Annotated in this window: 11 protein-coding genes and 1 pseudogene; 5 read left to right on the plus strand and 7 right to left on the minus strand. The window is 35.8% G+C overall.

From position 1 onward, the window contains the following. The 5 genes from QZZ43_RS15495 to QZZ43_RS15515 all read right to left on the minus strand — a co-directional run. The coding region (locus QZZ43_RS15495) for a hypothetical protein (RefSeq protein WP_291861301.1) at nucleotides 1-663 on the minus strand (663 nt) is incomplete at its 3' end. Between the two features lie 26 nt (nucleotides 664-689). Continuing rightward, nucleotides 690-2,768, minus strand: a complete 2,079-nt coding sequence (locus QZZ43_RS15500) for an ATP-binding protein (protein ID WP_291861302.1) — start codon at nucleotides 2,766-2,768, stop codon at nucleotides 690-692. 5 nt (nucleotides 2,769-2,773) lie between these two features. Further along, entirely contained in the window at nucleotides 2,774-3,910 is a 1,137-nt protein-coding gene (locus QZZ43_RS15505; protein WP_291861304.1) for a restriction endonuclease subunit S, read from the minus strand. A 100-nt stretch (nucleotides 3,911-4,010) separates the two neighbouring features. Further along, nucleotides 4,011-5,579, minus strand: a complete 1,569-nt coding sequence (locus tag QZZ43_RS15510) for a class I SAM-dependent DNA methyltransferase (protein ID WP_291861305.1) — start codon at nucleotides 5,577-5,579, stop codon at nucleotides 4,011-4,013. 157 nt (nucleotides 5,580-5,736) lie between these two features. Next, on the minus strand, nucleotides 5,737-6,993 hold the full coding sequence (locus QZZ43_RS15515) for a DUF6161 domain-containing protein (RefSeq protein ID WP_291861307.1): 1,257 nt from the start codon (nucleotides 6,991-6,993) through the stop codon (nucleotides 5,737-5,739). Between the two features lie 150 nt (nucleotides 6,994-7,143). On the opposite strand from QZZ43_RS15515, the gene QZZ43_RS15520 reads away from it, so the two are divergent. The 4 genes from QZZ43_RS15520 (at nucleotide 7,144) to QZZ43_RS15535 (ending at nucleotide 9,422) form a co-directional block, all read left to right on the plus strand. After that, entirely contained in the window at nucleotides 7,144-7,683 is a 540-nt protein-coding gene (locus tag QZZ43_RS15520; protein WP_291861309.1) for a hypothetical protein, read from the plus strand. A 253-nt stretch (nucleotides 7,684-7,936) separates the two neighbouring features. After that, nucleotides 7,937-8,158: a type II toxin-antitoxin system Y4mF family antitoxin gene (locus QZZ43_RS15525; RefSeq protein ID WP_291861310.1), complete on the plus strand. Its 222-nt coding sequence runs from the start codon at nucleotides 7,937-7,939 to the stop codon at nucleotides 8,156-8,158. Continuing rightward, complete coding sequence (locus tag QZZ43_RS15530) at nucleotides 8,155-8,484, plus strand: HipA N-terminal domain-containing protein (protein ID WP_291861313.1); 330 nt, start codon at nucleotides 8,155-8,157, stop codon at nucleotides 8,482-8,484. Before QZZ43_RS15525 ends, QZZ43_RS15530 begins: the two co-directional genes overlap by 4 nt. Continuing rightward, entirely contained in the window at nucleotides 8,481-9,422 is a 942-nt protein-coding gene (locus QZZ43_RS15535) for a HipA domain-containing protein (RefSeq protein WP_291861315.1), read from the plus strand. The genes QZZ43_RS15530 and QZZ43_RS15535 overlap by 4 nt, the downstream gene beginning before the upstream one ends. 119 nt (nucleotides 9,423-9,541) lie before the next feature. On the opposite strand, the gene QZZ43_RS15540 is transcribed toward QZZ43_RS15535, so the two are convergent. Further along, complete coding sequence (locus QZZ43_RS15540) at nucleotides 9,542-10,711, minus strand: AAA family ATPase (RefSeq protein ID WP_291861317.1); 1,170 nt, start codon at nucleotides 10,709-10,711, stop codon at nucleotides 9,542-9,544. A gap of 442 nt (nucleotides 10,712-11,153) precedes the next feature. On the opposite strand from QZZ43_RS15540, the gene QZZ43_RS15545 reads away from it, so the two are divergent. Next, nucleotides 11,154-12,059 carry a hypothetical protein gene (locus QZZ43_RS15545; protein ID WP_291861319.1) on the plus strand — a complete coding sequence of 302 codons (906 nt, stop codon included), beginning with the start codon at nucleotides 11,154-11,156 and terminating at the stop codon, nucleotides 12,057-12,059. 245 nt (nucleotides 12,060-12,304) lie between these two features. Here QZZ43_RS15545 and QZZ43_RS15550 read toward each other — a convergent pair. Further along, nucleotides 12,305-12,537, minus strand: a pseudogene (locus QZZ43_RS15550) (hypothetical protein); the annotation flags it as partial.

Raw genomic sequence — 12,537 nt, forward strand, 5'->3', positions numbered from 1 at the left:
TTTATCGTTTTTAGAATTAAGGATCAAACGTACAAAGTTCAAGTTCACTTCTTTGCCATTCAGATAACGCAAGACAATATCCTCTCGCTCAATAATATTAAGGCAATTAGGGAAGTGCATGTCTTTCCATATCCTGTCATGTTTTTCAACAAATTGAGATAAAATTAGCTCTGCTGACTTATTGTAAAACAATAAAAAGCTCTTTAGCTCATTATCATAGTAATTAACAATCTGTTTTTGATGTAATATAGCTTGGACATCAATCTTTTCTATGTCCAAAAGCTTACAAAAAGCTTTTTTATTGACATTTTTATAGATAGACAAATTTGCAGATAATTGCCAAAACGTTTCCTGAAAAGTCCACCACTCTAATGATTTAAATAAACTCAGAATATTATCACTATTAATTTCGTGCCAATAACGAATAATAACAGTCCAAATTTTACTTACCTTCTCCTTAACTTGCTTAATATCATATTCTGTCCTATTTTTTAAATAAAGTTTGTTATCGATATAAAGTTTGACATGATATAGCTCGATAATATCATTTATATCATATATTTTATCTTCTGAAAAATTCCTCAATACATTTTCGGCAAGTTCCATATTTGGAAAACAAGCTATATCATTTACTGGATAAAAATGGACTCGTTTTGCATTCATAAAGACAATCTTTATTTATTCATCTCTCATTCTTTTATTTCCGGGACTTCAAAGATCATGGGTACATTTGATTTTAATGCCTTACCTGCAGCAATCGCCTGTCTAAATTTTAAATTTGGTAACGTATTCGCTATTCCTTGACCAAAATAATTTGCGAGAAACTCGCTACTAGTTTTATCAAATTCCTGAAAGGCAATAATGGTATTGCATTGGGTCAAAACTGTTTTTGATACATTTGCCGTTCGCTGAGCTATTACGAGTAACCCAACATCATACTTTCTACCTTGCAATGCTATTTGTGCAATACTATTCAATAGTGACTGCGAAGATTTATCAGCAATACCAACAAAATTCCATTCAGGTATTACTGTGTGAGCTTCTTCTAGCACAAAACAGACCTTATGTCCAAAACATTTCTCAGTTTTTGCTAAATCAAATAACGCTTTAAATAATTGTCGTGTGTACTCTAATATACTTGCTGTATTTGACACATCAGGTAATTCAAAAATACTTAGTCGTGCCTCAGGATTTTTCAGAAATGTAGTTATGGAATCCTTTAAAGTCTTACTAATAAATTCATCTGCCTTTTTTAATTTTTCTTTATTTTGCTGATTCCCAAATCTTTCTAATTCCGATGCAACCCATTCAAAACATCCATATAATTTCTTGTCGTTTTCATCAGACACTATTTTTGCTGGAGCTAAATCAGAAAATTTTCCTTTATATTCTCCAGTAAAATCAATACATATAACTTTTACATCATCATCCCTTAAAAACTCCCTGATTAAATTCCGTGAAAAAACAGATTTTCCAGTGCCAGTAACTCCAAGAACAGCTGTATGATGAGTTAATGCTAATTCTTTATTTATGATCACAGGGAAATTTGTGCTGGGGATTTCTCCAATTTTATATTCATTTGACAATATCTCCCCATCAGGAATATCGGCTGCAACATAGACTGGAGAATTTATGGAGGGAACCCACCCAAATTGTTCAAACCTTACTTTCTCATAACTCCATGTTCCCAATTGAATTGCTTCCCCAATTATCAATCCTGTTTCATTTTTGTTTTCAAGGGTTTCAATCTTAGTTTCTCCTTCAACAATTTGATAATAAACGGTTGTTTTCTTTTCTCCTACATTTACTTCTAATAATTGCCCCTCTTGGATTTCTGTTTTGGAATTATATATAAATCTAATTTTTCCTATGTTAGATCTTTCAGTCACAATCCCGATGAAGGAATCGAGATATTTTGTTTCGGGTACTTCCTTGATTTTGTAGATAATATCATCCGTGTGACCATTATAAACAGATTTATTTTCAAATATTTTATTGATTTCGTTTGTAGTAAGAACTTTAACCCATTGCTCTTGATTTAAAAGATAAGAATCAAGAACAAGTCCTTTACGCAATGTTTTGGCATTTTCTATTGAATATGTAAACTCAACAAAATCAAATGACTTAATTGTTTCTTTTCGTTCGGGAAATAATTTTACTAAGAAGGTATTTTTAGATTGCACACCAAAAATTCGGCCGATTGCATTATCCATTTTATCTGATGAGTCCCTTTCAAATAAACTATTTAGAATTGAAGCTATAGAGCTTAGGTTGAATATCATGAAAATAACCCAATATAATAGCAAGTAGTTAAATTCATCACTATTTAATCCAAACTGTTTTAGGGCTCCCCAAAGAAAAAATGCAGAGAAAAGTGTTTCAGGTTTTCCGATTTGCCTGTTAATTCTGGAGAAGAATTGAACATACTTATGCTCATTAATTAATGGCTTTTCCCGCAACCACATAAGAAGATAACTACTTATTGCCAGATAAAATGTTGTTTCAAGAAAAACCCAGAAAATCCAATTCCTATTGTTAGGATCCACTAACAAAAGTGAAATAGCGGCGGTTACAGCATTGATAAAAACATTTGAATCCTTTGAAAAGTGTGGTTGATCAATTAATGAAAGAAGAATTAGTAGCAAGAACCCGGAAGTGAACCAGAAATCATTCAATAAAAAGTCAAAATTTCCTTTAACGTACCAGCCTATAAAAACCAGCAAAATTAAGGATAAGCCAAGAAAAATTAACCGGGTTCTTCTATTCATAATACTTAGTTTTCTATAATTGCTACTTTTGAAAGAAGAAGGTTTAATTTTTCTTCAAGTAGGTTTATTTCATCCATTATGATTTCAATGAAATTTCTCATTGGATAAATAAGACTTTCAAAATCGCTCTGCAACATTGTTTTCGGTACTAAAACAATGACCTTTCTTAATTCAGTTAATTTAATCCCTAAAACTGTTGTTCCTGATGCCCTCCCTTCCATATCTCCTTTTGCATCAGCCCCTTTTAACCAGTAGTACAAAAGCAAAGAACTAATCTTTTGTTTATTTGCACGAAGCGCAAATAGCCTTTGGCTTATTATGAAATCACTATAGTTTGCCAAATACAACAATTCTCCCATTGGAGCTTCCGACGTCATTATTAAATCACCTTGTAGTAAAGGATCTATCATCCAATTTTCATAATTATTTGCGTTGGTATATTTAATAGATTCTTTTTTGACTATTCGCCCATTATTAACATTCATCGCAGAAATGACCGGAAAAATATTCTCACCTCTTTTAATATCATACAAATCCATAAGAGCTTTACTTTTTCCTCTATGAGATATTATTTCTTCTAGAACATTTTCAAGTTCATTCACTTCCCACCCCTCCGGAATCTCCTTCTCCAACTCCTCATTAAAAACCATCTTCCCACCAGAACTCTTGTACGGTTTCCCGTTTTCATCCGGAAACTCAAAGTCCACAAACCACTGCTTATAGATAGCCTGGGCGGTTTCTTCAAGTTTCTGAATGAGTTGGTTATTCAGGGCAATCCTGTTTTTAACAGTGTTGTATTCTTCTACAATAGCTCGCTGGGTTTCTATTGATGGAACCGGAAGTTTCATATTGCAGAAATCTTCCCACTCCAAACTTCCACGTACTCCTCCAACCGCATAAAAACAAGCTTCCCGGTCGAACTCAGGGCGTGAAAACCACATCATCAAATATTCTGGCAAAAGTTTGTTTTCATCTTTAACCTCAAAAACAGGATATGCCTGTGAGATAATTGCTTCATCAAATTTTTGTAGCAAAGCAACAGGCATTTTTCCATCCCGACGTACCTGCATAATACTACATGCAAACTGATTTTTGCGGATGATTTTATAATTCCGCATATTAGCTCCTACTATATTGGCCACGGAAGGAATAAAAAGCTTGTTGATGGTAAGGCCTAAAAGCAAATCAATTTTCAGATCTTTGTTGCGTTCATCAACAAGTTGTATGTAGTCTCCTATTGGCTTATAGTTCGATTGCATACCCCAGCTCCTTAAATACGTTCAACAACTCCTTTTTCGATTGTTCTTCTTCTTTCAACAACTCAGCAAAATCCGTTTGTAAGGCTTTCATTTTATCGTCGAAATCAATGTTTTCATCGCGATTCACAAATTCAATATACTTACTGGGAACAAGCGAAAAATCCTTTTTAGCAATTTCATTGAACGTAGCAGAATAGCAATATTCAGGGATATTCTCGTAATCACTATTGTCCTGTTGCCAGGCATGATAAGTTCCGGTAATTTGAGCAATGTGGTCTTTATTGAACTGCGTAAATTTCTTCTCAAACGGTTCTCCCATCTGGCGCAAATCCATGAACAACACTTCGCGATCACGGTCACGTAATTGACGCGTTTCTTCTCCCACCACCTTGGTTTGCTTTTTCTTGTTTTTGTTGAGTATCCAGACGGTAACACTGATGTTTGTGGTGTAAAACATATTCTGCGGTAAGATGAGTATTGCTTCCACCAAATTATTTTCAACAAGCTTTCGTCTAATTTTGTATTCTTCACCACCACCGCTTAATGCACCATTGGCCAGTACAAAGCTAGCTACACCATGTTCCGATAGTTTGGAGGCCATATTGAGAATCCAGGCATAGTTTGCATTGCTTTTGGGAGGTACTTCATATCCATGCCAGCGGGGATCATTGATGAGTTCATTGGCTGCCCTCCAGTCCTTTTGGTTAAAAGGGGGATTGGCCATTATGTAATCGGCTTTCAAATCCGGATGCTGGTCGTTATGGAATGTATCAGCAGGTTTACCTCCAAAATTTGCAGAAATTCCCCTAATGGCCAGGTTCATTTTGGCCAGCTTGAACGTTGTAGCCGTATATTCCTGCCCGTAAATAGAAACCTCCTTTTTGCTCCCATGGTGACTCTCGATAAATTTGACCGACTGCACAAACATACCTCCAGAACCACAGGCAGGGTCATAAATGATGCCTTTGTAGGGCTCAATCATTTCGGCAATGAGGTTTACAATGCTTTTGGGCGTATAAAATTCGCCCTTCCCTTTTCCTTCTGCCAGGGCAAACTTTGAAAGGAAATACTCATATACCCGTCCTACAATATCGGTTTGTTTGTCCCGGATGGTATCTATTTGGTTAATAGTATCAAGCAGGGCAGATAATTTGCTTGAATCAAGCCCCAGGCGCGAAAAGTAATTATCCGGTAAAGCTCCTTTCAGCGCCGGATTATTTTTTTCGACATTGTTTAAAGCGGTATCAATTTTCAGCGCAATATCGGCCTGTTTGGCATTTTTAATGATGAACGACCAGCGAGACTCTTCCGGAAGGAAAAACACGTTCTTCATGTTGTAGAACTCCTTCATCTCAATGTATTTCTCTTTGCCTTCGCTGATGAGTTCTTTTCTCCGTTCTTCAAATTTGTCACTGGCAAACTTCAGGAAAATCAACCCCAGCACCACATGTTTGTATTCGGATGATTCTACGGAGCCTCTTAGTTTGTTAGCCGAGTCCCAGAGAGATTCTTCAATTGATTTTGTCTTTTTGTTGTTGTTTTGTTTAGCCATTATTTAGGGTTGCAACTTAGTTAAAATCAAATACTAAAAGACCTCTAAAACTTTTGACGAATGTTTTAGAGGCTTCAAAAATCATCTAAAAATAATAATTCCGAGAAAGGAAAAGAAAGAAAAGGAAGGAAAAAGTCCATTATTGTGCAATTGGTCATTATTGATTTGGCAAAAGCCTGTTAAGGAGATTCCCCGGCATAGTTGGGGAAGAGTCATCCTTCAACAAGCCAGTATCCGCTCGACTGAATAATGACTGCAGAATCAAGTTCCGGTCTTTTTCTTCAACACTGGAATCTTCCATTAAAGACAGATAAAGGTAAGAAAGCTGTTCTCTTTCCTCTGCATCCCTTGCCAAATGAAATGCACTAAAAGATAACTTGCTAAGAATTCTAATTCCATAAGCAAAAAAAGATAAAAATGAAATGAGGATAATTGACCACTTCACTGATGATATTGGGTCTTCAATAAAATTCAAAAAGACACCCTCTGGTGGTAGCCACAAAAGTGAAAACAATGCACCTCCGGCAATAGTGCTTAACATACCAAGGCCAATAATGGCATTCCTTCCCTCATTCTTCAATTTGGTTGCTCTCTTATTCCAATATTCCGCAGGTTTCTTGAGTCTAAGTTTTTCCTGGTAAGTCTTTTCTAATTCCTCTCTTTTGTTTTTTGCCTCTTCATCAAAGCTCTGAAATGAGTTTTGAGTTTCTGTAAACCATTCCGAAAAGGAATCTTCTTTTGTTTTTCTGGATTCTTCAAGTTCAGTTAAATGCTTCTGTAATTCCTGTTTTGATGCTGAAAAGTGAGTTAACAAATCATTTTCTGCCCGGGAAATGTAATCTTGAAAATCATGTCTCAATTTCCCAATTGAACTCTTTTCAGCGGTTCTTCTTTTCGTAATTTCAGAGTTTTCTTTGAAAACAAATTCGTAGGCCGTTATCGCACCAACAAAATCTTCCTTGTTCGAAATCTGAAACTGCCCTACAATAAAATTGTAAGCCCCTCTGTAATTATTAGATCTATTAACAGAAACTCTTATTAAGAATTCTGTTTCCGGCGCATCGTAAGGAAAAATATAATTGTTTGAAGTTGATCCCAATCTCAACTGATTCTTTACATTATTCCATAGTCCTCCTTGTGACTGTGGATTATTTACGTATGCTTGTATGAAAGAAACAAACTCTTGCTTTAATTTGACAAAATATTTTTTGGATTGCTCCAGTTCTCCAGGTAATTTCTCTTCAATTCTTTCCCAACCTGTATTTTGTTGCATTATAAACTCATAAATGCTTGTCAATCCTTTAAATTGCTGATGGTAATTTAAATGGTTGAAGGGAAAATTAACGTTGACAGAATTAATCCACGATTGATCTTCAATGCTGGAAGCAAGAGTTTTAAATTGTTTAGAGTCCACGGGAAGGCACTTTTAAGTTTATTATTGACTTTAAAGATAATAATTCCGAGATAATAGAGGAAAAGAAAGTCATGTATCAATTTATGCGTTAATTTTAATATTTAGAGTTACTAGATCAATAATACAGCAGCTAGCTAAAATCAGCAATCAATGACAACATTCAATCCACAAGAATTTTGGCAATATGCCTATTCAAACTTTTTGGACAACAGAAACAGGGCAGCCTTGGGGGAATATATCGTAGCCAAAGCTGTGGGAGTGTCACGATCTCCCGAAAGCAGCTGGGAATCTTTTGATATTCTAAGTCCTGAAGGAATTAAAATTGAAGTCAAGACCGCTGGTTACGCACAAATCTGGAAACAAAAGAAACCTTCTGTTCCATCCTATGATATAAAACAAAAATCCGGTTGGTCAGGCGAAACCAGCGTATATGATAGTATTATTACCCGCCAGGCTGATGTTTATGTCTTTTGCCTGCATCATGAAAAAAATCCTGTCATCTGCAATCCCCTATCTTCTGATACATGGTCTTACAATGTTGTGGCAACAAATGATATTGAACAAAAGCTAGGGCCACAAAAGAGTGTAAGGATATCTACTATTGAAAACATCCTCGGGTGCCGGCCTGTGTCCTATGATGAACTCAGGAGCGAAATTATAGAAGTGGGAAGCGGAACGATTAAAGAGTAATCCGAAATTATAGAAATCGAAAATCTGCTGGAAGCTCTCAATCCAGTTATCATTATTGAATTGCACTGTAAGAGTGCACTTCTTGATAATAATCGCACTCCTACAGTGCAATTTTCCAAATAATACATCCTTTTCCAACGAAAAACAGCAATCATTATATCCAAAAACATATAAAAACAACATCTAACAAGAAATTATATCCAAATAAATATAATTACCCTATATTTGTATAAAATATATCTAAAAACATATAATGGATCGTTTAGCCGATTTCGTAAAACAGCGCAGAAAGGAAGTCAACCTCACTCAGGAAGAATTTGCCGAAAGAACCGGGGTTGCACTTACCGTTATTCGCAAAATAGAGCAGGGTAAAACCAACCTGAATCTGGAAAAGGTTAATCAGGTACTGGCAATGTTTGGGCACGAGTTAGGCCCGGTCAGCTTTCAGGAATCTTTAAAAAGAGGTGATTCATGAGACAAGCAAAAATTTATTATCAGGATGATTTGGCCGGAATACTGGTCGAAACGGATGATGGAGAATATGAATTTACCTACGACAAAGAATATGTGAGGAGTTTTCCGGATAGATTCCTGACTTTCACCATGCCGGTTTCAGAAAAAAAGTATCGATCCAACCGACTTTTTCCTTTTTTTGAAGGACTGATACCGGAAGGTTGGCTTTTGGAGATCGCTGCTAAAAACTGGAAAATAAATAAAAATGACCGTATGGGATTATTATTGGCCTGTTGCAGAAACTGCATTGGCGCTGTTAGTGTGGTACCAATCGAGAAAGAAAGATGAAAAGCAACAAGTGCTTATATTGTTACAAGGAAGTCGCTGAAGGAGGCGAATTCCATGCTTCCTGCAGCCGGAAATTTTTTGGCACCAGTATTCCTCCTGTTATCCCCTACTCGCTCAATGAGATGGCTGACCTGGCCAAAAATGTAGTTCAAAGGAGTATAACAGTTCCCGGTGTGCAGCCCAAGCTTTCCATGAGCTTAATTGAAGAAGCAAGTCAAAACTCTGATAAAAGATTAACTGTAGTGGGAGCACTTGGAGGAAATTACATCTTTAAACCACCCTCCCCCGATTATGAAGAAATGCCAGCCAATGAACACGTCACAATGCGCATTGCTGAGGCATACGGCATCAATGTGGTTCAATCCAGTCTCATCCGGCTTAAATCAGGCGAGTTATCTTATATCACCAAAAGAATTGATAGGACCGCCGACAACGAAAAAGTCCATATGCTGGACATGTTTCAAATTACCGAAGCATTCGACAAATACATCAGCTCCATGGAGAAAGTCGGAAAAGCATTGGGAAGCTATTCTGCCAACCCACTTCTGGACAAGTTATTTCTGTTCGAAATAACCCTCTTCAGCTACCTGACAGGAAACAATGATATGCACCTGAAAAACTTCTCCATGATCCAGAATAAAGGAAAATGGACATTGGCACCATCGTATGATCTCCTGAATGTATCCATCATTCTTCCTGAAGATACTGAAGAGCTGGCCCTCACCCTGGGAGGAAAAAAGCGAAAACTATCCCGAAAAAGTTTCGAAATGTTTGGGAAAGATCTGGGGTTAAACTACAAACAAATCAATGGAGCCTTTAAACGCTTTTTTAAAAGCAGATCTAAAGCTCTACTGCTGATTGAAAATTCATTCCTGTCAGAAGAAATGCAGAATAAGTATATTGCATTACTGGATAAGCGATATGATGCGCTTTATTAATTTCCCAGCAACGATTTTTTTACACCATAATTACAATTCATAAACAAAAACTTCAATATAAAACACACACATACAACCTATTACAAAATAAAAACACATTCTGTATCGGAAAGTAAACTTCAATACATAAATCCAAAATGCCACAGCGGTATCGTATTCAAAAACCCATATTCAATATCATCCTTAACAACAAACGCATTTTCCACCTCTTGAATTTGTTGCATTCCTTTGTTCTTGCCTCCTACCTCAAAAGTGTATTTATCCACTAAAAAGTCGGCAACCGGAGACATGATTATATCATGTTTTGCCCGTAACTGATTAAAGAAAAAGGTTTCTCTGACATTGCCGGTATTGGCATTTTCACTGGCCAGGTTGTAAATCAGATTGGTATTTTCCAGATAGATTTTATCCACCTTCCCCAGTCCTTTAATACCGCCGGTTGCATTCCTGAGTTGCGCAATCATCCCCGCTTCCTCAATAAACAGACAATAATCAGCAATATTATTCCGGCTTGAGGAGAGAGACGCAGCGATTTTGGTCATATTGGGCTTAAAAGGGACACTATGCGCTATTATTGACAATAGTTGTTTCAGTTTCCTTCCGGTAGCCATATTCATGCCGGCATACAAAGGAATATCTGTTTCCAAAGTTTGATTTACCACCTGTTGAAGGCGCATTTCAAAATCATCGTCCAGTGCAAAAGGATAATAGCCTTTTTTTAAGTAATCCTCAAACAAAGGCAAAGGATGCTCTACCTCCGGCAACTCAACCTTGTGATTCAAGATCTCATCAAGTGAATATGCGGGAGAAGAAATCTGATGAAAAAGTTGAAGATATTCCCGGAACGAAAGCCCTTGCATGTGATACATAACAGCTCTGCGGCTCAGATCGGAAGATCCCTTTTTCAAATCCAAGACAGAAGAACCCGTAAAAATCACTTTTAAATCAGGATGATAGTCATAAATCAATTTTAGTTCTTTGGCCCAATCTTTATATTTATGAATTTCATCGATAAAAAGATTCTTTCCTCCTCGTTTTGCAAAAGCATCAGCCAAATTGAGCAACCTATTTTCGGCAAAATAAAAGTCTTCAGCAGTAACATATAAAGTGTCTGCAGGATTCAAGTTTTTCTTAATATGCTGCAAAATAAGAGTCGTCTTCCCTACCCCTCTTGGCCCGGTAAGTCCTATCATGCGGTTATTCCAATTGATATCAGCATGTTTATACCTAAAGAAACTGGTATCTGTTTCTTTTAAGAGTTTGCGAAAGATTACAAATAATTGCTCCATTTTGATGATGTTTTTTATACAAACTTACTAAAAACGCACTACAATAGTGCAAATTTATTCAAAAAACGCACTTTAATAGTGCGATTACCCATAGCGCTTTAATTATTTAATAGAGGAAATAAGCATAATTCCAATTCTTATACAATCTGCCTTAACACACTGTAAATAAACGTACAGTACTCGCATAAACTAGCCTGCAACTCTATATTGATGGCATGGGCAACATTTCGTTGATGGGTCTGCAACAACCAAATAAATGCTTTCTTGACTCAATCAGTTCACAAATTTCTTGACTGACCATATTTATGATTTACCATATATTTCTTTGCTAATTCGAGATTCATGTATATTTTCAAGAAATATAATAATTTCAGTTTAGCTACTTAAAGAATAAACCTACCATAATAGTTTCAGCAAACAGTTAATTATAAAAAGGATAATAATGAATCAGGAAATTGGAAAGCAATACAATAGAGATAAAATAACGGACACTACAGGATTTCTTGAAAAAGCACGATTGCACCAATCAAAATATCGAACATTCAACCTTGGCGTTCCTTTTGATAAATATGGTAATTATTTAAGGACGGATGATGCTATGAATGGCATGAACTTCTATGACGACTTTAATATTTTCCAAGAAGTTAAAAAGAGATATCCTAAATACAGTAAGCCTCTATATGCAAATATGCTACGGAGTGAACATATCGGGTTCAACCTTTTCATTCCTTTAAAGGCTAACCTTGGATATGCCAAAAAGATATTTAATGAATTATTAAATGATAAGATTCAATCTATCGATAAAATTGAAATAGAGTATGCTCCTGCGCCAACGGATAAGTACCTAAATGACAAAACCTCTTTTGACACATACATCGAATACACACATATTGATAATCAAAAAGGCATAATTGGTATAGAAGTTAAATATACAGAACACGAATACCAACTAAAACCTGGTTCAAAACAAGAACAGGACATAATAGATAAAAATTCAAAGTATTATTTGATTACGGAAAAGTGTGGACTATATAAGCCAGATACGATTGACAAGTTAATAACAGATAATTTTAGACAAATTTGGCGTAACCAACTCCTTGGTGAAAGTATCTTAATTGAGGATAGTGATAAATATAGTCATTTTACTTCGCTAATGATTTTCCCAAAAGGAAACCTTCATTTCATTGAGACAAGCAAGGAGTATATGGACATGTTAATAAAGAATACTGATCACTTTCTCCCAGTAACTTATGAGAATTTCCTATCAATTTGCAACAAATATAGACCTAATAGTAGATTTGAAAAGTGGCTTGATTATTTACTGGAAAGATATATCGTTGAGAACTGATTATGAATCCAAAAACCCGATGCGATATAGTTATTTTTAAGTACTATTTTGAAAATGTAATGTGCGCTATATCTTTTAATGGATGAAGTTCCGGATAATATTTTAATAAAATATTATCTTGTATTTCATCCCTGGCATTTTTCTCTAAAAACCAATAAAATGCTTCAAATGTACCTATATTGTACCTCAAAACTCTAAAGCACTGTATTTAAGCATTTAATACATTCTGTATCGGAAAGTAAACTTCAATACATAAATCCAAAATGCCATAGCGGTATCGTATTCAAAAACCCATATTCAATATCATCCTTAACAACAAACGCATTTTCCACCTCTTGAATTTGTTGCATTCCTTTGTTCTTGCCTCCTACCTCAAAAGTGTATTTATCCACTAAAAAGTCGGCAACCGGAGACATGATTATATCGTAAGCATTCGGTAAACCCCGTCTTGATGCGATAAAAATAAGCGTTACTTTCA

This window comes from Marinilabilia sp. (genome assembly GCF_016278715.1).
Taxonomy (GTDB): domain Bacteria; phylum Bacteroidota; class Bacteroidia; order Bacteroidales; family Marinilabiliaceae; genus Marinilabilia.